Below are 24473 nucleotides of genomic sequence, written 5' to 3'. Positions count from 1 at the left end.
GACCTCATGGAAAAGTTCACCACGCACACCGGAATCGGCGTCCCGCTGCGCCAGAGCAACGTCGACACCGACCAGATCATCCCCGCTGTCTACCTCAAACGGATCACCCGCACGGGCTTTGAGGACGCGCTGTTCTCGGCCTGGCGCAAGGACCCCGCCTTCATCCTGAACCAGGAACCGTTCACCGCCGGCTCTGTCCTCGTGGCAGGCCCTGACTTCGGTACCGGCTCCTCCCGGGAACACGCGGTGTGGGCGCTGAAGGACTATGGCTTCAAAACCGTCCTGTCATCCCGGTTCGCCGATATTTTCCGCGGCAACTCCGGCAAGCAGGGACTGCTGGCCGCCGAGGTCGCCCAGGATGACATCGAGCTCATCTGGAAGACCTTGGAGAACGCTCCCGGCACCGAGGTGACCGTCGATCTCGTGTCCAAGACTGTCACGTGCGGCAACGTCGTAGCCCCGTTCTCAATTGACGACTACACGCGCTGGCGCCTGCTCGAAGGCCTGGATGACATCGGGCTGACCCTGCAGCACGAGGGAGACATCACCACCTACGAGGCCACGCGCCCGGTCTTCAAGCCGAAGACGCTGCCGGCCAAACTCTCCTAGGCTCTCCTGGGACATAGGGCGACGGCGCGCCCGGCTAAACCGGCACTAACACGGCCGGCTTAACCGGCACTGAAAGGCGCCGAAAGGCCCGCCACGGGTACAGTTAAAGCCACCGGGGCGGGCCTTTCGCATGCCCCGGCGCCGCCCGTTGCGCCGCTGGCGGAAGAGGCCGTATTTCGGTTCGGTAACGCAAGCTCATATGCTTAGCTGGTGCCTTTGTAAGGATTTGGGGGCGAGTAGTCGTGAGGAAACCGGTAAATGAGTAGTGTTCTGACAATCCGCGGAGGCGTCCCGCTAACAGGCCGAGTAACGGTCCGCGGTGCCAAGAACCTGGTGCCTAAGGCCATGGTGGCCGCACTGCTGGGCAATGAACCCTCAGTGCTCCGGAACGTTCCGGAAATCAAGGACGTCGAGGTAGTCACCAGCCTGCTTCAGCTGCACGGCGTCACTGTCGTCAAAGATCCTGTCAGCGGTGACCTCACCCTGGACCCGAAGGACGCCAAGACGGCCCCCAGCACGGCGATCGACGCCCACGCCGGCGATTCCCGCATCCCGATCCTGCTTTGCGGACCGCTGATCCACGCCATCGGCGAGGCCTTCATTCCGGACCTCGGCGGCTGCAAGATCGGCGACCGCCCCATCGACTACCACCTGGACGTGCTGCGCCAGTTCGGTGCCGTCGTGGAAAAGCGTCCCGGCGGCATCCACATCTCTGCGCCCCGGGGACTGCACGGAGCCAAGATCTCCCTGCCCTACCCGTCGGTCGGCGCCACGGAGCAGGTCCTGCTGAGCGCAACCCGCGCCGAAGGCATCACCGAACTCTCCGGCGCAGCGACCGAGCCCGAGATTGTCGACCTGATCGCCGTGCTGCAGAAGATGGGCGCCATCATCAGCGTCCAGACCGACCGCACCATCCGCATCGAGGGTGTGCGCGATCTTGGCGGCTACAACCACCGTGCACTGTCGGACCGCAATGAGTCCGCTTCATGGGCTTCGGCTGCCCTCGTGACCCGCGGCGACATCTTCGTCGAGGGCGCCTCGCAGCGCGACATGATGACCTTCCTGAACACCTTCCGCAAGGTGGGCGGCGGCATGGACATCGGCGACGACGGCATCCGGTTCTACCACCGCGGGGGCAAGCTCTCCCCGCTGGTGCTTGAGACGGACGTCCACCCCGGCTTCATGACCGACTGGCAGCAGCCGCTCGTCGTCGCGCTCACCCAGGCGGAGGGCGTGTCGATCGTGCACGAGACCGTCTACGAGAACCGCTTCGGGTTCACCGACGCCCTGATCCGCATGGGTGCTTCCATCCAGGTCCACCGCGAATGCCTGGGCAGCGTCCCGTGCCGTTTTGGCCAGCGTAACTTCCTGCACTCGGCCGTCATTTCGGGACCGATGCAGCTCAAGGGAACGGATATCGACGTCCCGGACCTGCGGGGCGGCTTCAGCCACCTCATCGCAGCCCTCGCCGCCACCGGCACTTCGCGGGTGACGGGCATCGACATCATAAACCGCGGCTATGAGCGCTTCACTGAAAAGCTGGCCGGGCTCGGCGCCGACTTCGACATCACTTCTGCGAAGTAGCGTGTCCCTGTGAAGGAATCGGCCAAGAGCCACATCACGTTTGTGATGATCGCCGCAATCGCCCGGCCCCTGCTGAACCTGATGATGAATAAAAAGTGGGCAGGGACCGAAAAGCTCCCTGCCGGCGGATTCATCGCCGCCCCCAACCACTGCACCGAGATCGACCCCATCGTGATCGGGCACCTGCTCTACAACCAGAAGCGGGCTCCGCACTTCCTCGCCAAGGCGGGCCTCTTCAAAGTGCCCGTCCTGGGCAGCGTGCTCCGCGCCGTCAAGCAGATTCCGGTGGAACGCTCGACGGCGGGGGCGAACCGCTCGCTGCAGCTCGCCAAAGAGATCGTGGCAGAGGGCGGGGCGATTGTGATCTACCCGGAGGGAACGCTGACGCGCGATCCCGACCTGTGGCCGATGAAGGGCCACACGGGCGCCGCAAGGCTCGCCCTTGAAGGCGGCATCCCGGTGGTGCCCATGGCCCACTGGGGCGCGCACGAGGTCTTCCCGCGCTACGCAAAGCGCTTCCACCTGTTCCCGCGAAAGACCTCCCGCATCCTGGTCGGTGACCCGGTGGACCTGTCCCGTTTCGAAGGCCGACCCCGGGACAAGGCCACGCTCATCGAGGCGACTGAGGTCATCATGGACGCTGTCACTGCCCTGCTGGCCGAGCTTCGCGGCGAGCAGCCGCCCGCTGCACGCTGGGACCCGACGGCGCACAACCAGACAAAGCACGGCCGCGACGTCAAGCGGGGCGGGAAATGACGCCTGGGCAGCGCCGGACCGGCTCTGCCGTGTCGGTGGCAGTCCTCGGGGCCGGATCCTGGGGGACCACGTTCGCGAAAATCCTCGCCGACGCCGCCACCGCCTCAGACGTTGACCGGCGCATCCGGATCTGGGGCCGGCGCCCGGAGGTCGTGGAGCAGGTCAACAGCCTTCACCGGAACCCCCAGTACCTGGCCGATGTCGATCTGCCTCCGAGCATTTCGGCGTCCACCGACGTCGCCGAGGTACTCTCAGGGGCCGACCTCGTGGTGCTTGCCGTACCGGCACAGTCCCTGCGGCTGCAATTGCGTGAGTGGAAAAACCTGATCGCCGGGGATGCCCTTGTGGTGTCCCTGATGAAGGGCCTCGAGCTGAGTACCGACGCGCGCATGAGCGAAGTGATCCGGGAGGAGCTGGACATCCCGGTCGGGCGCATCGCCGTCGTTTCCGGCCCCAACCTGGCGATGGAAATCGCGAGGGAGGAACCCACGGCTTCCGTTGTAGCGTGCGCCGACCCGGCGGCCGCCGGTTGGCTTGCGCGCAGCTGCACTGCCCCGTATTTCCGCCCGTACACCACCTCCGACGTCGTCGGCGTAGAAATAGGCGGCATCGTCAAGAACGTCATTGCGCTGGCCGTGGGAATCTGCGAGGGAAAGCAGATGGGGGACAACACCAAGGCTTCCGTTATCACGCGGGGCCTCGCCGAAACGTCCCGGCTGGCTCTTGCTTTGGGCGGCGAGGCGCAGACCATGGCCGGGCTGGCCGGCCTCGGGGACCTCGTTGCCACGTGTTCCTCGCCGCTGTCGCGGAACCACACCGCCGGGCGCCTCCTTGGTCAGGGCCTGACCCTGGACGAAGTGGCGGAAAAGATGACCCAAACCGCCGAAGGCATCAAGTCGGGGCACGCCGTGCACGAACTTGCCGGTAAGCTCGGAGTCGAAATGCCCATTACCGCGGCCGTGGTCGCAGTGCTGGCCGGAAAATTGCACGTTGACCAACTGGGGCCGCTACTGCTGGCCCGGGATCTGAAACCCGAAGGCGATAACTGACAGTGTCGGAAGAAAACTTGACCGCAGCGGCCAATGCCACCACGCGCAAGCCCCGCGTTGCGGTGCTTTTCGGGGGCCGTTCCAGCGAACACGCTGTCAGCTGCGTGACTGCAGCCGGCGTGCTCGGGGCGATTGACCGGACGAAGTACGACGTCATTCCCATCGGTATCGCCAAGTCCGGCCAGTGGGTCCTTGCCGGGGAGGACACGGCCCAGTGGTCGCTCTCGGCATCCTCGCTGCCCGAGGTGCCGCCGTCGGCCCAGACGGTCACGCTTGCCGAGATCGGCGGCGAGCACCAGCTCATCGTCGCCTCGCCCAACGAGGTGCCGCACGAACTCGGCACGGTTGACGTGGTCTTTCCCCTGCTGCACGGGCCGTTCGGTGAGGACGGCACCATCCAGGGGCTCCTGGAGCTTTCGGATACGCGGTACGTCGGCGCCGGTGTGCTCGCCTCGGCCGTGGGCATGGACAAACACTTCATGAAAGTGGTTTTCGAGGCGGCCGGTCTGCGGGTGGGACCGTACGTCGCAGTGACCGACCGTCAGTGGCGCAATGACCCCGAATCGGTCCGCAAGCGCGTTGACCTCCTAGGCTTCCCCGTGTTCGTCAAGCCCGCACGCGCCGGCTCATCCATGGGCATCTCCAAGGTCGATTCCCTCGATGACCTTGACGCCGCCATTGAAGCCGCCCGCGAACACGACCCCAAGCTCGTGATCGAGGCCGGCATCGTGGGCCGCGAAATTGAGTGCGCGGTACTTGAAGGCCGCGGTTCCGATGCGCCGCGGACCTCCTTGCCCGGCGAAATCACCGTCGCCGAGGGCGACCACGAGTTCTATGACTTCAACGCCAAGTACGTTGACGACGCCGCTGCGCTGAGCTGTCCGGCCGACATGCCCGAGGAAGCCATCGCCCGGGTCCGCGAGCTCGCCGCCGTGGCATTCGACGCTGTGGGTGCCGAGGGCCTGAGCCGGGTCGACTTTTTCTACACACCCGACGGCGCAGTCATCATCAACGAGATCAACACGATGCCCGGCTTCACCCCGAAGAGCATGTACCCGCAGATGTGGGCGGCCTCTGGCCTGAGCTACCCGGACCTGATCGACGAACTGATCCAGCTGGCACTGACCCGCAAGACCGGCCTGCGCTAGGGACCCTGCCGGCACCCTAACCTCGCTCCGCTTCGGCCAGGGAACCCTGCCGGCGTGGGCCAGCGGGACGTGCCTACTTGCTGGTCGGCAGGTCCTGAAGCTCCTCCTGGCCCACGCAGTTGCGGCTCGCGGGGATTTTCGCGGCCGCCGCTGAAAGGTCGGCCAACACCGTGGCAGAGCTGATCTTTTCCGGGTCCATCAGGATTTCCGTGGCCGGCTCCCGCCCGTAGGTGGTCAGGGTCCAGACCGGATTGCCCTCCTTGATCACCCAGTCGACGTCGTTGACGGTGACGCAGCGGTCTGTGGTGGGTCCAGGCACGTTCACCCCGCAGCGCAGGATCACCCGGGACGGATCTCCCCACGCCGCCGTTGCCTGGCTGTTCGTCTTGCGCAGGCGGGCATCGCCGATGGCATCCGGGAGCGCCACCATCATCGGGGCGCAGTCCGGGTTTGCCGCATCTGCAGCGGGGGCAACATCGACGGCGGGGGAGCAGCCGCCGAGCGCAAACGCGGCGGCCACCACGGCAAGTACAGACCCGGCCCGCCGCCTGTTTCCGGCAGCTGAGGTGTTGCCGGCTGTTTCGTGGGTGGCTAATGGGGAGGCGGAGCGGCAGGGCATGGATTAACCCTATCCCGCAGCCGCAGGGGGTAATGCCCGGACCGTAACCGGCGCATGTTTGCAGACAGGAAGCGCAGACACGAAACAATGTCGGTCCGCCGCGGTAGCGTAGTGGCGTGCCTCAAACTCCACTGACTGTCGCCGAACTTTCCGAAGCCGAACTGCTCACGCGGATCTTCCCCCGGCTGGAGTTGGGTGCTGCGCACAACGCTGCCGTACTCCTCGGACCCGGCGACGATGCTGCCGTCGTCGCCGCGCCGGACGGGCGGACGGTGGTCAGTATCGACACGCAGGTGCAGGACCAAGACTTCCGCCTCCAGTGGCGCAACGGATACCGGACTGCCGGCTATGACGTGGGGTGGAAGGCCGCGGCGCAGAATCTCAGCGACATCAATGCCATGGGCGCCGTCGCCACCTCGCTGATCGTCAGCCTGACCATGCCGTCCGGCACGCCGGTGGAGTGGGTCGAAGACCTCGCCGACGGACTCGCTGCCGCCATCGGAAAACTGGGTGCCGGATCATGTTCCGTGGCGGGCGGAGACATAGGCCGGGGCGGTGAACTTTCCATCACGGCCGCGGTCCTCGGCACCCTCGCGGGAGGACAGCCGGTGCTCCGGTCCGGGGCGGGTGCCGGGGACACCTTGGCCATTGCGGGCAACGCCGGGCAGGCGGCAGCAGGTCTTGCCCTCCTTGAGTCTGAGCGGCATCCACTGGAGTCGCTGACTCCCGAACTGCGGCTGCTGCTGGACCTTCAGTGCCGGCCGGAGCCGCCGCTGGAAGCCGGGCCCCTGGCCAGGCTGTCAGGAGCCACGGCGATGATGGACATCTCGGACGGCCTCGTCAGGGACGGTGCCAGGCTCGCCCGCGCCAGCGGCGTGGTGCTCGACCTGGACGTCCCCGCACTCAGGCTGCTGGCAGCTCCTCTGCAGGCTGCCGCGCAGTTACTGGGCGCCGATCCCCTTGCCTGGGTACTGGGCGGCGGTGAAGACCACGGCCTCCTTGCCACATTCCCTGCGGGAGTCCAGCTGCCGCCGGGGTTCACTGGGATAGGCTCAGTACAGGCCCGCGGCACGACTGAAGCGGCGGGCGTAACCGTAGCGGGACGGCCCGCTGACTCCGTGGGATGGGATCACTTTGCAGACTAAGATTGCCGCCAACGCGCCAGCGATGAAGCGGTGGTTGGGCAAGGCCGAAACGGCGCTGGGCAACCACAGCGACCGCCTCAACGCGATCAACATCTTTCCGGTGGCCGACGGCGACACCGGCACCAACCTCTATCTCACTGTCCGCGCAGCAACGCGCTCCCTTCAGGAGTCCCTGCCGGACGAGGCTGCCCAGAACGACGTCGGCGCAGTCCTCGCCAAGGCGGGCCAGGCCGCAATGGAGCAGGCCCGGGGCAACTCCGGCACCCTGTTTTCGGTCTTTCTCTGTGCGGCCGCCGAACCCTTGACCGGCCAGCCGCGGCTCACCGCCAGCCTGCTTGCCACCGCCCTGAACAGGGCCCAGATCCGGGCATGGTCCGCGCTGAGCGATCCCGTGCCCGGCACCATGCTGTCCGTCATGGAGGCGGCGTCGCGCGCGGCGGCCGCCGTTGATGCTGCCCAGAAGGGGAACGACAGCAACCACGCCCTGGGATTGGTGCTGGACGCCGCCGTCGGTGCAGCCCTGGAGGCGGTAGTGCACACCGAAGAGCAGCTGGATGCCCTCCAGGCTGCGCACGTGGTGGACGCTGGCGGTGTGGGGATGCTGCTCATCCTCGACTGCCTGAGGTCCGCGGTGCTGGGCGAGGAGCTGCAGAGCGAACTGCTCGACGGCCTGCACGGCTACGATGTGCAGGATCCGCATATCCATGCCGACCTGCCGGACGATGACGGTGTGGAGGTCATGTGCACCGTCAGCCTGTCGCCGCTTGACGCCGCCACCCTCAGGCAGCGTCTCGACGAACTCGGCGATTCTGTGATCATGAGCCAAGTGGAGCGTTCACCTGACCCCGAGGGACGGTACCGCTGGCGCGTCCATGCCCATGTCCTCGACGCCGTCCCCGCCTTGGAGCTGATCCGTTCCCTCGGTGAACCCACCGATGTGGCCGTCAGTGAGCTTGCCCGGCCGCGTGACCCCGCCCCGGTGGAGGCTGATGCCGGGAGCAGGGTTGAGGGAAGATGAGCAGGTGCGCAGATGAGCAGGCCGATGGACACGGCAGGCTGGCGAATGCGGAGGAACCATGAACGCCGAGCTTGACCTGGGCCTGGAACGCCGGATCGGCAAGCGCTCTGCTGCTGTGATTGAAAAGCACCTGGGCATCACCACAGTCGGCGGCCTCCTCAACTACTTCCCCCGGCGCTACCTCAACAGGGGTGAGCTCACGCCCATCAGCGAGTTGCCCGTAGACGAAGAAGTAACGATCATCGCGCGGGTCATTTCGAACAGTACCCGGCAAATGCGCGCCCGCCGCGGTTCCCTGACCGACGTCGTGATTTCCGATGACACCGGCGCTTCCGGCGTGCAAGGTGCCGGGCTGCCCGGCACAGGCTCACAGGGGTCCGCGCGCCCTGGGACCCTGAAGATCAGTTTTTTCAACGGTTACCGCGCCAAAGCGGAGCTCCAGCCAGGCCGCCGCGCCCTGTTCTCCGGCAAGGTCACCCGGTACGGCGGCTCCCTGGGGCTGACCAACCCGGATTTTCAGCTGCTTGATGACGACCCCGACACCCCTGGCATGGACCCGGAGAAGCTTGCGGCGATGCCCATCCCGGTCTATCCCGCCACGGCGAAACTGACCAGCTGGTCCATCCAGAAAGTCATCTCCACGCTGCTGGACACCGTGGACCTCGGCGAGCTGGCGGACCCGCTGCCCGCCGCCATTTCCGCCCGTGGGAAGTTCCTGCCGCTGCCGGAAGCCTACAAACTGATCCATACACCTCAGACGCCCCGGGACTGGCGCCGGGCACAGGACCGGTTCCGGTACCAGGAGGCCCTGGTCCTGCAGTCGGCCCTCGCACGCCGCCGTGCCCAGCTGGCTGCGGAGGAAGCGACGGCGCGCCGGCCCGTCGCCGACGGGCTGCTGGCAGCCTTCGACCGGCAGCTTCCCTTCACGCTGACCTCCGGCCAGGCGGCGGTGGGCAAGACGCTCTCGACTGAACTGTCGCAGGATGTCCCCATGAACCGGCTGCTGCAGGGCGAAGTTGGGTCCGGCAAGACCATCGTGGCGCTCCGCGGCATGCTCCAGGTGGTGGATGCGGGGGGACAGGCCGCCCTGCTGGCACCCACCGAAGTCCTGGCGGCGCAGCACTTCGACTCCATCAGGCGGACGCTGGGACCGCTGGCAAGCGACGGCCTGCTGGGCGGGATGGGGGACCACACCGTCCAGGTCAGCCTGCTCACCGGATCCATGCCCACAGCCGCCCGCAAGCAGGCCTTGCTGGACGCCGCTTCAGGCACAGCCGGCATCATCGTCGGCACCCACGCCCTGCTCAGCGACAACGTCTCCTTCTACGACCTCGGCCTCATTGTGGTGGACGAGCAGCACCGCTTTGGTGTTGAACAGCGCGATGCCCTGCGCGCCAAGGCCAGCAGACCGCCGCACCTGCTGGTCATGACCGCCACACCCATTCCCCGCACTGTGGCGATGACGGTGTTCGGCGACCTGGAGACGTCTGTTCTCGACGAGCTTCCGGCCGGCCGGGCGCCCATCACCACACACGTGGTGGGCCTGGCAGAGAACCCCGCCTGGGTTTCCCGGATCTGGTCCCGGTCACGCGAAGAGATAGATGCCGGCCACCAGGTCTATGTCGTGTGCCCGAAGATCGGAACGGACGACGACGGCGACTTCAGTCCGGGGGAAGCGGAACCGGTCCCCGGGGAACCGGAGGGCGACGGTTCCGCCCGCGAGCTGGCTTCGGTGACCGCCGTCGTCGAGCACCTCCGCGAGGAGCCGTCCCTGGCCGGAGTGCCCCTGGCACCGCTGCACGGGCGCCAGGATCCCCTTGTGAAATCCGAGACCATGGCCTCGTTCACGGCCAATGAAACAAAGCTCCTGGTATCCACCACGGTCATCGAAGTGGGCGTGGACGTGCACAATGCCACGCTGATGGTCATCCTCGACGCCGACAGGTTCGGCATCTCGCAGCTTCACCAGCTGCGTGGCCGCGTGGGCCGCGGAGGGCTGCCGGGAACCTGCCTGCTGGTAACCACGCTGGAGCCGGGACATCCGAGCCGCCGGCGCCTGGACGCGGTGGCCGCCACGACCGACGGCTTCGAGCTGTCCCAGGAGGACCTGAAGCTGCGCCGTGAAGGTGACATCCTCGGTGCCTCCCAGTCCGGCGGCAGGTCCACTCTGAAGCTCCTGCGGGTGCTCGAGCATGAGGAGATCATTGCCCGTGCCCGCCAGGATGCCCAGGACATCGTGGGCCGCGATCCGTCGCTGACCGCCCATCCGGCACTGGCGGAAGCCATCGACGAGTACCTGAACCCCGAAAAGGAGGCGTTCCTTGAACGCGGTTAGCAGCACGGAAGCGGCGGAACTTGTAGCGGCAGAACGTGTGACGGCGGAACTTGTGACGGCGGACGCGGAGCCGGCAGCATGAGCCGGATCGTGGCGGGGGCCGCCGGAGGTACGCCCCTGGTAAACGTTCCGGGCTCGTTGACGCGCCCCACGACTGACCGGGTCAAGGAAGCTTTGTTCTCCCGGCTCGACGCCTTCGACGTGCTGGCAGGTTCACGCGTGCTGGATCTCTACGCCGGCTCCGGCTCGCTGGGCGTCGAGAGCGCCAGCAGGGGAGCGGACACCGTTGACCTGGTGGAGTTCGACGCCAAGGCCAGCGCTGTCTGCCAGCGGAACGCGGACCTGATCAACAGCGTGCTGGGCCGTAAGGCGGTCACGGTGCACCGTTCCCGGGTGGAGTCATTCCTGGAGCGGACCGGGGAGGACGCACAGTGGGACGTTGCTTTCCTTGACCCGCCGTACCCGCTGGACGAACAGGCGCTGGGGGCTGTTCTTGAGAAGCTCGGCCGGCATCTGGCCGTGGGAGCGGTTGTCGTGGTCGAGAGGTCGTCGAGGTCTCCCGAGCCTTCCTGGCCGCCCGCCATGGAGCGGTTCACGGAGAAGAAATACGGTGAGACCCGGCTGTGGTTCGCCGAGCCCGCCAGTGAAACGGACGTTGACGTCGACCTGGAGGCGGAGGACTGAGCCGTCAGCCGGAGAGCTGGTCCAGTTCGACGCCCGCCAGCACCTTGGCCGGGTGCGGTCCGCGGGCAGTCAGGGCAGCGGTCCACGGTGCAGGCCAGGGTTTTTGGGTGCCCGCCAGGATAATGTTCCCCGGATACCGTCCGGAAAACATCCCGGCTTCGGCGAATGCGGCCACGTCGGCCATGACCCGCCGGAGCGCACCGACCTGGCTGCGGACCAGGGTCAAACCAGGTTCGTCACCGACATTGACGATCAGCACGCCCCGCCCGGACAGGCGCGCCGCTGCTTCCTGGTAGAACTCCGCGCAGGCAATGTGGGCCGGGGCGTCAGGGCCGGAGAAGATGTCCAGGATCACGACGTCGAAGCGCAGATCCGCGGGCAGTTCCGCGAGCGACTCCCGGGCGTCGCCGATGAGCGTGTGCAGTTCAGTTCCTTCGGGCAGCGGGAGGTGTTCGAGCACAAAGTCCAGCAGCTCCCTTTCCAGCTCCACGGCGTACTGCGCCGAGCCCGGCCGGGTCGCCTGGATATACCGGGCCAGAGTCAGTGCCCCGGCCCCGAGATGCAGCGCCGTGATGGGTTCGCCCCATGGGGCGGCGAGATCCACCATGTGCCCGATCCTGCGCAGGTACTCGTAGAAGATATCCTCGGGCTCGGTGAGGTCGACGTGCGACTGTTCCGCTCCGCCGATGCTGAGGACGAAGCCGCCGTCGGTGTACGCATCAGGCTCGATTACCGCATGCTGGCCGGTCATACGCAGATACCGGGACACCCGCTGCGGACTTTGCCCCGCTGTCAGAGCTGCTCCCGCAGGGTTGCCAGCCGGGCGGCTGCCTCTTCCAGGACTGCCGTTTGCTTGCAGAAGGCAAACCTCAGCAGGCTTTTCGTCCGTTCCGCTCCCTCGGCGTGGCAGAACACGGGGACGGGGATCGCGGCCACTCCGACGAGGGCAGGCAGGCGCCGGGCGAGCTCCACGGAATCGCTGATGCCCAGGGGTGACGTGTCCACGTTGATGAAATACGTGCCCTGCGGCGTGAACACGTCCAACCCTGCGGCCCGGAGGCCGTCGCTCAGGATGTCACGCTTCTTCCTGAGCGTGAGGGCGATGTCCTCATAGAACGTGTCCGGCAACCCCAGGCCGGTGGCAATGGCGCTCTGGAAGGGCGTGCCGGAACTGTACGTGAGGAACTGCTTGACGGTGCGGACTGCGGAGACCAGGTCCTCCGGCCCGCTCAGCCAGCCCACCTTCCATCCGGTGAAGGAAAAGGTCTTCCCCGCCGACGAGATGGTGACGGTGCGCCCGGCCGCGCCGGGAAGGGTGGCCACCGGGATGTGGCGCACACCGAACGTGAGGTGCTCGTAGACCTCGTCGGTGATGATGAGGGCATCGTGCTGCCGGGCAAGGTCAACCACACGCTGGAGGACCTCCGCCGGGAACACGGCACCCGTGGGGTTGTGCGGGTTGTTGATGAGCACAATCCTCGTCCGCGGACTGAAGGCTTCTTCCAGCGCCGCCAAGTCGGGCATGAAATCGGGTGCGAGGAGAGGGGCTGTGACGTGCGTGGCGCCGGACAGGCCGATGATCGCGCCGTATGAGTCGTAGAACGGCTCGAAAGTCAGGACTTCGTCGCCGGGACCCACGAATGCCATCAGGGACGCGGCGATCGCTTCGGTGGCGCCTGTGGTGACGATGACCTCGGTATCGGGGTCCGGGGCCAGGCCGTAGAAGCGCTGCTGATGTGCCGAGATCGCGTGCCGAAGTTCGGGGATGCCCTTGCCCGGTGCGTACTGGTTCGAGCCCTGCGCGATGGCTTCCTGGGCCGCCGCCTTGATCTCCGCCGGACCGTCTTCGTCGGGGAAGCCCTGCCCGAGGTTGATGGCGCCGGTGCGGACGGCCAGCGTGGTCATCTCCTCGAAGATCGTCACACCCAGGGTGCCGTCCGAACCCAGGAGGTTAGCCCCCGTAGCCGCGCGATGCCAAGGCGCCGGTAGTGTCTCTGTCATTGCCGTCCTGCCTGTCCGTTTCCGCCGGGTTTCCCGCGCGGCCGCTGCATCAAGTCATGGTATCCCGGCTCGCGGATGCGGTAGGTTCGGAGCATGAGACGTGCCGTATGCCCAGGGTCCTTCGACCCCATCCACAACGGACACCTTGAGGTGATCGCCCGAGCCGCGAGCCTCTTCGACGAAGTGATCGTGGCCGTGTCCACCAACTACGCCAAGAAATACCGTTTTCCCCTGGAGGAGCGGATCGAGATGGCCAAGGAAACGCTCGCATCGTTGCGCGGCATTGTCGTGGAGCCTGTGGGCGAGGGCCTCCTTGCCGAGTACTGCCGCCAGCGGGGCGTCTCTGCCATCGTCAAGGGGCTGCGCTCCTCGTCTGATTTCGACTACGAACTGCCCATGGCCACAATGAACCGCCAGCTCAGCGGTGTTGAGACGGTGTTCCTGCCGGCGGAGGCGCACTACATCCACTTGTCCTCGACGCTGATCAAGGAAGTGTTCACACTTGGCGGCAATGTGTCGGACTTTGTTCCGAGGTCCGTCCTGAAGCGGCTGCTTGCGGGCGCGCCTGCCTCCGGCCAGCCACCAAGAGGGTAGGCTTGAGCGGTAGTTTCCCCGGTTACAGTTCTTGGTTTGAGTCGTGAAGGACTTCGGGCTAAGATAATACGTCGGTCATATGTTCAACAGGAGTTCTCATTAAGCGAGATGCTAGTTCGCCCTTGATGCTGGATGTCAAGGACCTCGGACGCAGTCCGGGGAGCATGCGTACACTGACGGAACATGTACCCGCGCCAAGTGACCTTGGCGTGGCGCTCATTGGCGTTCAGGAAGGCTCGGACATCGAGCTCGACCTGAGGCTTGAGGCCGTACACGAAGGAATTCTGGTATCAGGAACCGCATTTGCCGAAGTAACCGGTGAATGCGGCCGATGCCTGGATCCCCTTGCGTATGACCTCGAAGTCAATGTGCAAGAACTTTTCTTCTACGAAGGCGCCTTGCCTTCCGACGAGGAAGACGACGAAGAGCAACGTCGAGTCGAGCACGATCTGATCGATCTTGAGCCGGTGTTGCGGGACGCGGTTGTCACCATGCTGCCGTTCCAGCCGGTGTGCCGGGAAGACTGCCAGGGCCTGTGCTCCGAATGCGGGGTGCGCCTGGAAGACGAGCCGGGGCACCACCACGAGGTCGTAGATCCTCGCTGGGCTGCCCTGGCTGATCTGACCAAGCCTGACCGGCAAAACTGATGTGTAAGTGTTTTTCTAGAGAGAAATGAGTTAGCCGTGGCTGTTCCCAAGCGGAAAATGTCTCGCTCGAATACCCGCGCCCGCCGCTCCCAGTGGAAGGCGACTGCCCCCCACCTGGTGAAGACTGTTGAGAACGGCCAGGTTACTTACAGCCTGCCGCACCAGGCAAAGGTCGTTACCGACTCGGCTGGCACTGCGCTGTTCCTTGAGTACAAGGGCCGCAAGGTCGCAGACGTCTAATCGGCCCACAGGCTGAAAAGAATGTCTTCAACTGAAGAGCTTCTGAAGCGTCTCGGTGTCTTTATTGACGCCGAGACGCTTCGTCTTGCTCTGACACACCGTTCCTACGCCTACGAAAACGGCGGCATTCCCACCAACGAGCGGCTTGAGTTCCTGGGCGACTCCATACTGGGGTTCTCCGTGACGGACGCCCTGTACCGCGACAACCCGACGCTTCCTGAAGGCGACCTTGCCAAACGGCGGTCGGCAGTGGTCAGCACCCGGGCGCTGGCGGGCATCGGACGCAGCCTCGGGATTGGCGAGTACATCTACCTTGGGCAGGGCGAGAAGCTCACCGAAGGAAAGAACAAGGCCTCGATCCTGGCTGACACGATGGAAGCGCTCATTGGCGCCACCTACGTCTCCAATGACATCGAGACCGCCCGGCAGCTGGTCATGCGCCTGATTGGTCCCCTCTTGAAGGACGCCGCGGCCCTCGGCGCCGGCACCGACTGGAAGACAAGCATCCAGGAACTGGCAGCCGGCCGTCAGCTCGGCAGCATCTACTACGCGGTGGAAGGCTCAGGGCCGGACCACGCCCGGACGTTCATGGCGGAGCTGCAGATCGGCGGCAAGGCCTACGGCAAGGGAACCGGGCACTCGAAGAAGGAAGCGGAGCAGGAAGCCGCAGCCGATGCCTGGCGTGCCCTCTCCGGCACCGGCTCGGGCGCTGCCGCCGCGGCGACGGACGCGTCCACGGAATCCGCTGCCAGCAACTAAGGTGACGCGTGCCTGAACTTCCCGAAGTGGAGGTGGTCCGCCGGGGCCTGGTCAGCTGGGTTCTCGGCCGGACCATCACCGGCGTCGACATCATCGACCCCAGATCCTTGCGGCGTCATGCCCTGGGACCCGAGGATTTCGCGGGAAACCTCCAGGGTGCCACAGTCCTGGACGTGGTCCGCCGCGGAAAGTTCCTGTGGATGCCGCTGCAGGGTGAAGGCGCCGCTGCCGCGTCCGCAGAGCCTCCAAAGGTGGCGCTGATGGCGCACCTCGGCATGAGCGGACAGCTCCTGATGCAGGACTCTTCCGTCCCCGACGAGAAGCACCTGAAGGTCCGTCTCCAGCTGAGTCCGCGCAGCGGAATGCCCGCTGAGCTGCGGTTCGTCGACCAAAGGATCTTCGGCGGCCTCTTCGTGACGTCGCTCGTACCCACGAGCGACGCCGGACCCGGTGGCCTGGCGGAAAATCCTCTGCCGCTGATCGCCGAGGAGGCTTCACACATCGCGCGAGACCCCCTGGACCCGCACTTTTCCTTTGCGGACTTCTACCGCAGGCTGCGGAACCGCAAAACCGGACTGAAGCGCGCTCTGCTGGACCAGGGACTGGTATCCGGCATCGGCAACATCTATGCGGACGAGGCCCTGTGGCGGGCCAGGCTCCATTACGCCCGGCCGACGGACACCCTCCGGCGGGCGGAAGCTGAGCGGGTGCTCACCGCAGCCCGGGAAGTCATGATCGACGCCCTCGACGCCGGCGGGACGAGCTTTGACTCGTTGTACGTCAACGTCAATGGTGCTTCGGGGTACTTCGAACGCTCCCTGAACGCCTACGGGCGCGCGGGGGAGCAGTGCCGCCGTTGTGCCGAATCCGGGCGGCTCACCATGATGAAGCGCGAGATGTTCATGAACCGTTCCTCCTACACCTGCCCCGTGTGCCAGCCGCGGCCCCGCAACGGCCGGTGGTGACCTTCGCCTCCCCGCCGGGAGGCCCGGAAATCCGCGGGTTCCGTGCCGCATGGCAGTAGATTTAGGGCAGGGAAAGCAGCCGCTGCAGCCACTCAGGAGATCAGAAACACCTTGCACCTCAAAAGTCTGACCGTCCGGGGCTTCAAGTCCTTTGCCTCGGCGACGACCTTCGACTTTGAGCCCGGCGTCACCGCCGTGGTGGGACCCAACGGTTCCGGCAAGTCCAATGTGGTCGATGCACTGTCCTGGGTCATGGGCGAGCAGGGCGCCAAAACCCTGCGCGGCGGAAAAATGGAAGACGTCATTTTCGCGGGCACCTCCGGACGGCCGCCGCTGGGACGCGCCCACGTTTCGCTGACCATCGACAACACCGACGGTGCCCTCCCCATCGAGTACAGCGAAGTGACCATCTCCCGGACGCTGTTCCGCACCGGGGGCTCCGAGTATGCGATCAACGGTGCGGCCTGCCGCCTGCTGGACATCCAGGAGCTTCTCTCCGATTCGGGCCTGGGGCGGGAGATGCACGTCATTGTGGGCCAGGGGCAGCTGGACAAGGTGCTGCATGCGACCCCGGAAGACCGGCGCGGCTTCATCGAAGAGGCGGCCGGAATCCTCAAGCACCGCCGCCGCAAGGAAAAGACGGTCCGTAAACTTGAGGCCATGCAGGCCAACCTGCAACGGCTCAGCGACCTCACAGCCGAGATCCGCCGCCAGCTGACGCCGCTGGGCAAGCAGGCGGAAGTGGCGCGCCGGGCACAAACAGTCCAGTTCGAGGTGCGCGATGCCCGCGCACGGCTGCTCGCCGACGACCTTGTCCGGCTCCGGACAGACCTTGCCCAGGACATCGCCGACGAAACTGCCGTGAAAGCCAGGCGTGCCGCCGTCGAACGCGAACTCGAGGCCGGCCGGCAGCGCCAGGCTGCGCTGGAACAGCTTGCGGCGGAAGCCACCCCCAGGCTCAATGCTGGCCGGGACACGTGGTACCAGCTGACCGCCGGACGCGAACGGCTGCGCTCCCTGAGCTCACTGGCGCAGGAACGGTGCCGGCTGCTCGGCTCGGCGGACGCGGCACCAGAGCCGGGCCGCGACCCCGACCAGCTTGAAAAGCAGGCAGCCCGCGTCCGCGCCGAACAGGCAGACCTCGAGCAGCAGATCGTGTCACGGCGCAGCGCCCTGGAAGCGGCCAGCGCCGCCAAAAGCGAAGCGGAAATCGCTGCGGCCGCGGAGGAGAAGCGGCTCACTGCCGCCTTGCGCGCCGCCGCCGACCGGCGGGAAGGCCTGGCCAGGCTGGCCGGCCAGGTCGCGGCCGCGCGGTCCAGGGTTGAAGCCGCCCAGGCCGAAATCGGCAGGCTGCGCGAATCTCAGGCTGCCGGCGAGGAACGGCGGAAGCAGGCCCAGTCAGAGTTCACGGCGCTGGAATCCCAGGTTGCCGGCGTCGAGGACGGTGAAGAGTCCCTCGACGCCGAGTATGAGGATGCCAGTGCGGACCTCGACGCCGTTCTTGCCGAAATAGAATCCCTCCGGGCCGCCGAGCGGGAAGCGGTGCGGGAGCGAGACGCGCTCAAGGCCCGCCGCGATGCGCTCCTCCTGGGCCTGCAGCGGAAGGACGGATCCGGGCACGCCCTCGGCGCCGGACTGCCGGGGATTATGGGAACCCTCGCATCGGTGCTGACGGTGGAACCAGGCTGCGAAACCGCAATCGCCGCCGCCCTCGGCACTGCCTCGGACGCGGTGGTGGTCCGGGACGGCGGCACTGCCGCCGCCGTCTTGCAGCTCCTTAAGGACGACGAGGCCGGCCGAGCCACGCTGCTGCTGGAAACCCTGCCCGAAGCCGACGGCTCGGCCGCGCCGCCGGCAGGGGCTCTGCCGGAGGGTGCCCGCTGGGCTCTGCCGGAGGGTGCCCGCTGGGCAACTCACCTCGTGTCCGCGGGGGGCGCCGCGGAGCAGGCGGTGCAGTGCCTGCTGGCGGGGACCGCCGTCGTGGACGATCTGGAAGCCGCCGCCGCGCTGATCAGCGAGCAGCCCGCCCTGACCGCCGTCACGCTGGCGGGCGACGTCTTTACCGCTGCGACCGTCAGCGGCGGCTCGGCCAACGCGCCGTCGCTGCTCGAGGTGCAGGCTGCCGTCGACGACGCCGCCTCCCGGCTGGCCGCGGTGACCGCCGGACTCGAGCAGGGCCGTTTCGCGCTGGCTGGTGCGGAGTCGCGCCGGGCCGAGGCGCAGGACAGAACGGACGCCGCCCTCGAACGGCTCCATGACTCCGACGCACGGCTGGCCGCAGTCGCTGAACGGCTGGGCCATCTTAATTCGGTACTCCGCAGCGCAGTGGGGGAGAGCGAGCGGCTGGCCGCCTCACTGGCGCGTGCTGAGGCCAACATGGTGACCGAACAGGAAGCACTGACCGCGGTCGCGGCGCGGCTGGCCGCTGCCCAGGAAGCCCCGGCGGAGGAGGAACCGTCAACCGCGGAGCGGGACGGGCTCGCGGCCGCGGCAGCCCAGGCGCGCTCCGCCGAAATGGAGGCCCGGCTCGCGCTGCGCAGCGCGGAGGAGCAGCTCTCCGCGATCTCCAACAGGGCGGCTTCGCTGGAACGGGCAGCAGCGTCGGAACGCCGGGCGCGGGAGGCCGCTGCCGAACGTGCCCGCCGCCGCAGGATCCAGGCCCGCCGGGCTGCCGCGGTCGCGCAAGCTGCGGAGCACATCATCAGGTTCAGCGACGCCTCGGTGGAACTGGCCGGCCGGGAGCGCGACATCGCCGAACAGAACCGCGAACAGCGGGACCGGGAACTGGCCGACATCCGGACCGCCAACGACGCCCTGGCCCGGGAGCTCGCGGAACTAACGGACTCGGTGCACCGGGACGAACTTGCCCGCACCCAGCAGAAACTCCGGATCGACGCGCTGGAAGTCAGGTCGGTCGAGGAGCTGGGCCTGACCGCCGACCAGCTGGTGGCAGACTACGGACCGGACCGGCCGGTTCCGCTGCCCGCCACAGGATCCGCCGACAAATGGGCCGAGCTCCGGGCACCCGTCGACGGGGACGGCAGACCGATTGTGGAGGGCAAGCCCTTTGTCCGCGAAGAGCAGGAAAAACGGCTCCGCAAAGCCGAGCGTGACCTCTCCTCGCTGGGCAAGGTCAACCCGCTGGCGCTGGAGGAATTTGCCGCGCTGGAGGAGCGGCACCAGTTCCTGAGCACGCAGCTCGAAGACCTCAGATCCAGCCGCAAGGACCTGCTGGACATCATCAAGGAAGTTGATGACCGGGTACAGCGGGTCTTCGCGGAGGCCTTCGCTGACACCGCAGCACAGTTCGTCCACGTCTTTTCGCGGCTCTTTCCAGGCGGCGAGGGCCGGCTGGTCCTCACGGACCCCGACGACATGCTGACCACCGGGATCGAGGTCGAAGCACGGCCCGCCGGAAAGAAGATCAAGCGCCTGTCCCTGCTGTCCGGCGGCGAACGGTCCCTGACGGCGGTGGCGCTGCTCGTGGCCATCTTCAAAGCCAGGCCTTCACCCTTCTACGTCATGGACGAAGTGGAGGCCGCGCTTGACGACACCAACCTGGGGCGCCTCATCACCATCTTCGAGGAGCTGCGTGAATCGAGCCAGCTCATCGTCATCACGCACCAGAAGCGCACCATGGAGGTCGCGGACGCCCTGTACGGGGTGACGATGCGCGGTGACGGCGTCTCCACCGTGATCAGCCAGCGCCTGAGCGCCGAGGTGTAGCGCGGGGCCGCAGGGGCTGTTGTGAGAAGCTAGGAGATGTGAACGACATCCTTCCAATTCTTCTGCCCATCCTCGCTGCCCTGGCGGTCATCGGCGGGCTGATTCCGGTGCTGCTCAAGTCACGGAAGTCCGGAAAGCAGTACCCCGGAACCCGTGATGCCAACGATCCCGTGCAGCCGCCCGCAGGCGGTGCCACGCTCCTCGAGGACCGCCCGGTGACGACTCCCGGGCGGACGGCCCCTGACCTGGCCGACGTGGAAGGCCTGGAAACAGAGGTTCCCGACGACGTTGCCGGCCTGGAAACGATCCCGGTCGAGACTCCGCTGCCGGTCGCCGGGCGCCTCACCCGCCTCCGGGAGCGCCTCGTTCGGTCGAACAACGTCCTTGGCAAGGGCCTCCTTGCGCTGCTGTCCAGCGACAGGATCGACGAGGACGTATGGGATGAAGTCGAGGAGACGCTGCTCCTGGCGGATCTCGGCACCGAGCCCACCATGCAGCTCGTGGACGCCCTCCGCGAACGTGTGAAGGTCCTCGGCACCCGGTCGCCGGAGCAGGTCAAGGCCCTGCTCCGCGAGGAACTCATCAAGCTCGTCGATCCCACCATGGACCGCAGCCTCCGCGTCGAACGGCATCCGGACAGGCCTGCCGTGATGATGGTGGTGGGCGTCAACGGCGTCGGGAAGACCACCACGGTGGGCAAGCTCGCCCGCGTCCTCGTCGCCGAGGACAAGGATGTCCTGCTCGGCGCGGCAGACACCTTCCGTGCTGCCGCCGCGGAGCAGCTGGCCACCTGGGGCCAGCGCGTCGGCGTTCCCACCGTAAAGTCCGACATCGACGGGGCGGACCCGGCGTCAGTCGCCTATGAGGCGGTCAAGGCGGGCATCGAGCAGGAGGTCGACGTCGTCATGATCGACACGGCCGGACGCCTGCAGAACAAGGTCGGCCTGATGGACGAGCTCGGCAAGGTCAAGCGCGTCATCGAGAAACTGGCCGAGGTTGACGAAGTCCTCCTCGTGCTCGACGCCACGACCGGACAGAACGGCCTCAACCAGGCGCGTGTATTCTCCGAGGTCGTCAACATCACCGGAATCGTCCTGACCAAGCTGGACGGCACCGCCAAGGGCGGCATCGTGGTCGCCATCCAGAGGGCCCTCGGCGTTCCCGTCAAGCTCATCGGGCTCGGTGAAGGAGCCGACGATCTCGCCCCGTTCGAAACCGAAGGCTTCGTCGACGCCCTCCTGAACTGACACCTCTCCCAACTGAGTAGCAGAAGAGGCCGTTCCCAACCCTGGGAACGGCCTCTTCTGCTACCGGGTTGGGTTGGCAGCCTACGTTGCTGCCTGGTCGGGTTGGCGCAGCACGGTCTCCCGGGCAAGGAGCCATCCGGCGGCCGCGAGCAGCAGCACTGCGCCCGTTGCCGCGAACGCCCAGCCGTATCCGAATGCGTCTGCCACCAGCCCGGTGAACACCGGACCGAGGATCGCTCCGATATCGGCGGTCATCTGGTAAACCGCCAGCACCCGCCCGCCGGACCGTTCCCGTCCGATCACATCCGCCACCGCGGCCTGCTGCGCCGGGCCAAGGAGGCCCGCACCGACTCCCGCCAGCAGCGATGCGGCAAGGAACAAGGCCAGTCCCTGGGTGAGGCCGATGCCGCCGGTGGCCGCGCCTGTCAGCACGAGACCGGCGACCATCATGGGCTTGCGGCCGAGACTGTCGGCCAGCCTCCCGGAGAAGGTCAGGGCCAGGGCGTTCCCGGCGGCAAAGACGGCCAGTGCCCAGCCTGCTGCCTCCGGTCCGGCGCCGAGCGCGGCCACTGCGAACAAGGGCACTGTGGCCATCCTCACCCCGAACGTGGCCCAGCCGTTGGCGAAGCTCGAGAGCAGCGACGCCCGGTAGGCGGAGTCGCCCAGGGCCTCTCCCAGCTTCATCGCCGGCGCCGCCGAACCGTCGCGGCCGCCCGAAACCGGGGCATGGCTCAGTTGCGTCTGCACCACGAGCGCTGCCAGAACAAGAGCGCCGGCATAGGCGAGGAACGGAACCCGCAGCCCGAACCCGGCCAGCAGTCCGCCCACAATCGGCCCGCAGACGTTGCCGATCAGGAACGCCGAGGCGTAGGCGCCTGACACCCTGCCGCGGGCCTCGGGAGGGGCCAGCCTGATGACCAGTGCCATCGACGCCACCGTGAACATGACCGACCCGGCACCGCCGAGGCCACGGAAGATCAGGAGCTGCCAGTAATCCTGCGCGAAGGCGCAGGCCGCCGTGGACGCAGCCACAATCAGCAGTCCGGTCACGTAGACGGGCCGCTCGCCGAGCCTGCCAATCAGCGCACCTCCTGCCGGCGCGAACAGCAGCCGCATGAACGCGAAGATGCTGACGATCACGGCGGCCGCCGTGGCACCGACATCGAATGTGGTGGCGAACTGGGGGAGCACCGGCGCCACCAGTCCAAATCCGAGGGCTATCAGGAACGCCGCAACGAGCATCACCTTGATGTCGCGGGGGAGCGGCGCGCCCGCATTTCGCCTGCCGGCTGGGAAGCGCAGCCTTCCGGTGGCGGGACGGGGATGTGGCGTCATGAAGCAGTGATCCTTGCAGAGCGGGCCGAAAAGGGGGAATGGGAAGGGTGAAACATAACCGTAACAAGCCAGATATGCACCATTTACTTCCGGGAGGTTCTTGTAACAGACCGGCAATCTAAATCCTTCGCCAGCGAAACACGCCGGGGCAAAACTTTATGTAGGACGCAAAAGGCGTTGGTCAAGCGGATATCTCCGCGGCATCGATCACAGGGAGGACGTGCACCATGGAACTTACCGCAGGTCACGTATGGCTCATGGTGGCGGCGGCACTCGTGCTGTTCATGACACCAGGGCTGGCATTTTTCTACGGCGGCATGACGCGCGCCAAGGCAGCACTCAACATGATGATGATGAGCTTCATCTCCATCGGCATGGTCGGTGTCGTATGGGTGCTCTGGGGCGCTTCAATGAGCTCCGGTGACGGATTCCTGCAGATTGTCGGGAACCCGTTCGCTACGTTCGGCCTCGAGGGCATCGACACCCCGGACGGCCTCATCAAGGTCGGCTACGCCTCCACCTTCGCAATCATCACCGTCGCCCTGATCAGCGGCGCCATCGCGGACCGCGCAAAGTTCGGCGCCTGGAGCGTCTTTGTGCCTGTCTGGGTAACTCTGGTCTACTGCCCGCTGGCCTACATGGTGTGGGGAGGCGGACTGTTCGGCCCCGAAGGCGCGGTTGGACAGGCGCTTGGCCCGGCCATTGACTTCGCCGGCGGTACCGTGGTTCACATCAACGCGGGTGTAGCGGCGCTCATCCTGGTGCTCATCATCGGCAACCGGAAGGGCTTCGGTAAGGACCCGAACCACCGCCCGCACAACGTTCCGTTCGTCATGCTCGGCGCAGCCATCCTCTGGTTCGGCTGGTTCGGCTTCAACGGCGGTGCAGCCACAACTGCCGAGCAAGGCGGCCTGATCTGGGTCAACACCCTGGCCGCTCCGGCAGCTGCCATGCTCGGCTGGCTCATCACCGAACGTATCCGCGACGGCCACCCCACCTCGCTGGGTGCAGCGTCCGGCGTGGTCGCCGGCCTGGTGGCCATCACCCCGGCCTGCGCCAACGTCAGCCCGGTAGGTGCCCTCGGACTCGGTGTGGTCGCAGGTGTGGCTTCCGCCCTGGCCGTCGGCCTGAAGTTCCGCTGGGGCTTCGATGACTCCCTCGACGTCGTGGGCGTCCACCTGGTCTCGGGCATCATCGGCACCGTGGCTCTGGGCTTCATCGCCCTCCCCGCGGACGGTGTGGGCGGCGGCCTGTTCTACGGCGGCGGACTGGCTCAGCTCTGGGCACAGCTCGCAGCGGCCGGCATCGCCATCGCCTACTCGGCCATCCTGACGGTGATCATCGCACTGGCCATCCACAAGACCATGGGCTTCCGGGTTTCCCAGGAGCAGGAAGTTGTTGGCGTGGACCTCAGCCTGCACGCCGAGACCGCCTACGAGTTCGGTGTTGGCGGCCACGGCGGAAGCTTCCAGCCGCTGCATGACCTGATCACTGGCAATGCTCCGACCAGCGGCACGGACACTCCGCCGGCAGCAGGCGCACCTGCAAAGGGCGCGCCGGAAGAGAAGAAGGAAACAGCATCAGGCAAGGAAAGCGTGGGGGCATGAAACTGATTACGGCGATCGTCCGGCCGGAGAAGCTGGAAACCATCCGGGAAGGCCTGGAGGCCTACGGGGTCCAGGGGCTCACGGTCAGCGCCGCCAGCGGCTACGGCCGCCAGCGGGGCTACACCGAGGTCTACCGCGGCGCGGAGTACAACGTGGACCTGCTGCCCAAGATCCGGGTGGAGGTCCTGGCCACGGACGAACAGGCCGACGACATCCTGGACGTCATCATCGCCAGCTCCAACACCGGACGCGCAGGCGACGGCAAGGTCTGGACCGTGGATGTCTTCGAAGCAGTCAGGGTGCGGACAGGTGAACGTGGCGTAGCAGCCATCTGATACCTGCCCCCGCAGCCGCAGGGAATGCTGAAGGGCCGGTCACCGAAAGGTGACCGGCCCTTTTGCCTGC

General features: G+C 66.6%; 22 protein-coding genes. 18 read left to right on the top strand and 4 right to left on the bottom strand.

The features are described 5' to 3' along the window. The first annotated feature begins 6 nt into the window (after positions 1 to 6). The 5 genes from leuD to ACIP9X_RS04705 all read left to right on the top strand — a co-directional run bounded on the left by leuD (position 7) and on the right by ACIP9X_RS04705 (position 5146). Entirely contained in the window at positions 7 to 609 is a 603-nt protein-coding gene (gene leuD / locus ACIP9X_RS04725; RefSeq protein WP_400478584.1) for a 3-isopropylmalate dehydratase small subunit, read from the top strand. 258 nt (positions 610 to 867) lie between these two features. After that, the gene (gene murA / locus ACIP9X_RS04720) at positions 868 to 2193 is read left to right on the top strand and encodes a UDP-N-acetylglucosamine 1-carboxyvinyltransferase (RefSeq protein ID WP_400478583.1); all 1326 of its coding nucleotides are present in this window, start codon (positions 868 to 870) and stop codon (positions 2191 to 2193) included. A gap of 9 nt (positions 2194 to 2202) precedes the next feature. Beyond that, the gene (locus ACIP9X_RS04715; protein WP_400478582.1) at positions 2203 to 2949 is read left to right on the top strand and encodes a lysophospholipid acyltransferase family protein; all 747 of its coding nucleotides are present in this window, start codon (positions 2203 to 2205) and stop codon (positions 2947 to 2949) included. Next, positions 2946 to 3998: an NAD(P)H-dependent glycerol-3-phosphate dehydrogenase gene (locus tag ACIP9X_RS04710; protein WP_400478581.1), complete on the top strand. Its 1053-nt coding sequence runs from the start codon at positions 2946 to 2948 to the stop codon at positions 3996 to 3998. The genes ACIP9X_RS04715 and ACIP9X_RS04710 overlap by 4 nt, the downstream gene beginning before the upstream one ends. Positions 3999 to 4000: 2 nt before the next feature. After that, positions 4001 to 5146 carry a D-alanine--D-alanine ligase family protein gene (locus ACIP9X_RS04705; RefSeq protein ID WP_400478580.1) on the top strand — a complete coding sequence of 382 codons (1146 nt, stop codon included), beginning with the start codon at positions 4001 to 4003 and terminating at the stop codon, positions 5144 to 5146. A gap of 73 nt (positions 5147 to 5219) precedes the next feature. Here the strand turns inward: ACIP9X_RS04705 and ACIP9X_RS04700 are convergent, their stop codons facing one another. After that, positions 5220 to 5765, bottom strand: coding sequence for a DUF3515 domain-containing protein (locus ACIP9X_RS04700; protein WP_400478579.1), 546 nt, complete (start codon positions 5763 to 5765; stop codon positions 5220 to 5222). Between the two features lie 116 nt (positions 5766 to 5881). Here ACIP9X_RS04700 and thiL point away from each other — a divergent pair, with 116 nt between their 5' ends. From thiL to rsmD, 4 genes are all read left to right on the top strand, one after another. Then, on the top strand, positions 5882 to 6910 hold the full coding sequence (thiL, locus tag ACIP9X_RS04695; RefSeq protein WP_400478578.1) for a thiamine-phosphate kinase: 1029 nt from the start codon (positions 5882 to 5884) through the stop codon (positions 6908 to 6910). A gap of 22 nt (positions 6911 to 6932) precedes the next feature. Beyond that, complete coding sequence (locus tag ACIP9X_RS04690; RefSeq protein WP_400479038.1) at positions 6933 to 7928, top strand: DAK2 domain-containing protein; 996 nt, start codon at positions 6933 to 6935, stop codon at positions 7926 to 7928. A gap of 58 nt (positions 7929 to 7986) precedes the next feature. Continuing rightward, a complete protein-coding gene (locus ACIP9X_RS04685; protein WP_400478577.1) occupies positions 7987 to 10263 on the top strand; it encodes an ATP-dependent DNA helicase RecG in 2277 nt (758 codons plus the stop codon). Between the two features lie 78 nt (positions 10264 to 10341). Continuing rightward, positions 10342 to 10947: a 16S rRNA (guanine(966)-N(2))-methyltransferase RsmD gene (gene rsmD, locus ACIP9X_RS04680; protein WP_400478576.1), complete on the top strand. Its 606-nt coding sequence runs from the start codon at positions 10342 to 10344 to the stop codon at positions 10945 to 10947. A gap of 4 nt (positions 10948 to 10951) precedes the next feature. On the opposite strand, the gene ACIP9X_RS04675 is transcribed toward rsmD, so the two are convergent. Together ACIP9X_RS04675 and ACIP9X_RS04670 are read right to left on the bottom strand one after the other, a co-directional pair. After that, a complete protein-coding gene (locus tag ACIP9X_RS04675) occupies positions 10952 to 11698 on the bottom strand; it encodes a spermidine synthase (protein WP_400478575.1) in 747 nt (248 codons plus the stop codon). A gap of 41 nt (positions 11699 to 11739) precedes the next feature. Further along, on the bottom strand, positions 11740 to 12948 hold the full coding sequence (locus ACIP9X_RS04670; protein ID WP_400478574.1) for an aminotransferase class I/II-fold pyridoxal phosphate-dependent enzyme: 1209 nt from the start codon (positions 12946 to 12948) through the stop codon (positions 11740 to 11742). A gap of 93 nt (positions 12949 to 13041) precedes the next feature. On the opposite strand from ACIP9X_RS04670, the gene coaD reads away from it, so the two are divergent. The 7 genes from coaD to ftsY all read left to right on the top strand — a co-directional run bounded on the left by coaD (position 13042) and on the right by ftsY (position 21126). Then, positions 13042 to 13542: a pantetheine-phosphate adenylyltransferase gene (gene coaD, locus ACIP9X_RS04665; RefSeq protein ID WP_400478573.1), complete on the top strand. Its 501-nt coding sequence runs from the start codon at positions 13042 to 13044 to the stop codon at positions 13540 to 13542. Between the two features lie 122 nt (positions 13543 to 13664). Then, positions 13665 to 14189 carry a YceD family protein gene (locus ACIP9X_RS04660; RefSeq protein ID WP_400478572.1) on the top strand — a complete coding sequence of 175 codons (525 nt, stop codon included), beginning with the start codon at positions 13665 to 13667 and terminating at the stop codon, positions 14187 to 14189. A 36-nt stretch (positions 14190 to 14225) separates the two neighbouring features. Continuing rightward, on the top strand, positions 14226 to 14429 hold the full coding sequence (rpmF, locus tag ACIP9X_RS04655; protein WP_009356569.1) for a 50S ribosomal protein L32: 204 nt from the start codon (positions 14226 to 14228) through the stop codon (positions 14427 to 14429). 21 nt (positions 14430 to 14450) lie between these two features. Beyond that, on the top strand, positions 14451 to 15188 hold the full coding sequence (gene rnc / locus ACIP9X_RS04650; RefSeq protein WP_400478571.1) for a ribonuclease III: 738 nt from the start codon (positions 14451 to 14453) through the stop codon (positions 15186 to 15188). 8 nt (positions 15189 to 15196) lie between these two features. Further along, positions 15197 to 16153, top strand: a complete 957-nt coding sequence (gene mutM / locus ACIP9X_RS04645; RefSeq protein WP_400478570.1) for a bifunctional DNA-formamidopyrimidine glycosylase/DNA-(apurinic or apyrimidinic site) lyase — start codon at positions 15197 to 15199, stop codon at positions 16151 to 16153. A 111-nt stretch (positions 16154 to 16264) separates the two neighbouring features. Next, on the top strand, positions 16265 to 19879 hold the full coding sequence (gene smc, locus ACIP9X_RS04640; RefSeq protein WP_400478569.1) for a chromosome segregation protein SMC: 3615 nt from the start codon (positions 16265 to 16267) through the stop codon (positions 19877 to 19879). Positions 19880 to 19917: 38 nt separating this feature from the next. Further along, positions 19918 to 21126: a signal recognition particle-docking protein FtsY gene (ftsY, locus tag ACIP9X_RS04635; RefSeq protein WP_400478568.1), complete on the top strand. Its 1209-nt coding sequence runs from the start codon at positions 19918 to 19920 to the stop codon at positions 21124 to 21126. Positions 21127 to 21207: 81 nt separating this feature from the next. Here ftsY and ACIP9X_RS04630 read toward each other — a convergent pair whose 3' ends face one another. After that, on the bottom strand, positions 21208 to 22461 hold the full coding sequence (locus ACIP9X_RS04630) for an MFS transporter (protein ID WP_400478567.1): 1254 nt from the start codon (positions 22459 to 22461) through the stop codon (positions 21208 to 21210). A gap of 227 nt (positions 22462 to 22688) precedes the next feature. On the opposite strand from ACIP9X_RS04630, the gene ACIP9X_RS04625 reads away from it, so the two are divergent. Continuing rightward, on the top strand, positions 22689 to 24068 hold the full coding sequence (locus ACIP9X_RS04625) for an ammonium transporter (protein ID WP_400478566.1): 1380 nt from the start codon (positions 22689 to 22691) through the stop codon (positions 24066 to 24068). Continuing rightward, positions 24065 to 24403 carry a P-II family nitrogen regulator gene (locus ACIP9X_RS04620; RefSeq protein WP_009356573.1) on the top strand — a complete coding sequence of 113 codons (339 nt, stop codon included), beginning with the start codon at positions 24065 to 24067 and terminating at the stop codon, positions 24401 to 24403. The genes ACIP9X_RS04625 and ACIP9X_RS04620 overlap by 4 nt, the downstream gene beginning before the upstream one ends. Positions 24404 to 24473 lie beyond the last annotated feature (70 nt).

It is taken from the genome of Arthrobacter sp. NPDC093125 (assembly GCF_044754225.1).
Classification (GTDB): Bacteria; Actinomycetota; Actinomycetes; order Actinomycetales; family Micrococcaceae; genus Arthrobacter.
The sequence above is the reverse complement of the archived record's forward strand: the minus strand, read 5'-3'. Positions and strand labels throughout refer to the sequence as shown.

Bases quoted from the DNA above. Each gene is read 5' to 3' on its own strand.
- leuD (WP_400478584.1), top strand. From the start codon at position 7: ATGGAAAAGTTCACCACGCACACCGGAATCGGCGTCCCGCTGCGCCAG.
- murA (WP_400478583.1), top strand. From the start codon at position 868: ATGAGTAGTGTTCTGACAATCCGCGGAGGCGTCCCGCTAACAGGCCGA.
- ACIP9X_RS04710 (WP_400478581.1), top strand. From the start codon at position 2,946: ATGACGCCTGGGCAGCGCCGGACCGGCTCTGCCGTGTCGGTGGCAGTC.
- ACIP9X_RS04700 (WP_400478579.1), bottom strand. From the start codon at position 5,765: ATGCCCTGCCGCTCCGCCTCCCCATTAGCCACCCACGAAACAGCCGGC.
- ACIP9X_RS04690 (WP_400479038.1), top strand. From the start codon at position 6,933: ATGAAGCGGTGGTTGGGCAAGGCCGAAACGGCGCTGGGCAACCACAGC.
- ACIP9X_RS04685 (WP_400478577.1), top strand. From the start codon at position 7,987: ATGAACGCCGAGCTTGACCTGGGCCTGGAACGCCGGATCGGCAAGCGC.
- rsmD (WP_400478576.1), top strand. From the start codon at position 10,342: ATGAGCCGGATCGTGGCGGGGGCCGCCGGAGGTACGCCCCTGGTAAAC.
- ACIP9X_RS04675 (WP_400478575.1), bottom strand. From the start codon at position 11,698: ATGACCGGCCAGCATGCGGTAATCGAGCCTGATGCGTACACCGACGGC.
- ACIP9X_RS04670 (WP_400478574.1), bottom strand. From the start codon at position 12,948: ATGACAGAGACACTACCGGCGCCTTGGCATCGCGCGGCTACGGGGGCT.
- coaD (WP_400478573.1), top strand. From the start codon at position 13,042: ATGAGACGTGCCGTATGCCCAGGGTCCTTCGACCCCATCCACAACGGA.
- rnc (WP_400478571.1), top strand. From the start codon at position 14,451: ATGTCTTCAACTGAAGAGCTTCTGAAGCGTCTCGGTGTCTTTATTGAC.
- ACIP9X_RS04630 (WP_400478567.1), bottom strand. From the start codon at position 22,461: ATGACGCCACATCCCCGTCCCGCCACCGGAAGGCTGCGCTTCCCAGCC.
- ACIP9X_RS04625 (WP_400478566.1), top strand. From the start codon at position 22,689: ATGGAACTTACCGCAGGTCACGTATGGCTCATGGTGGCGGCGGCACTC.
- ACIP9X_RS04620 (WP_009356573.1), top strand. From the start codon at position 24,065: ATGAAACTGATTACGGCGATCGTCCGGCCGGAGAAGCTGGAAACCATC.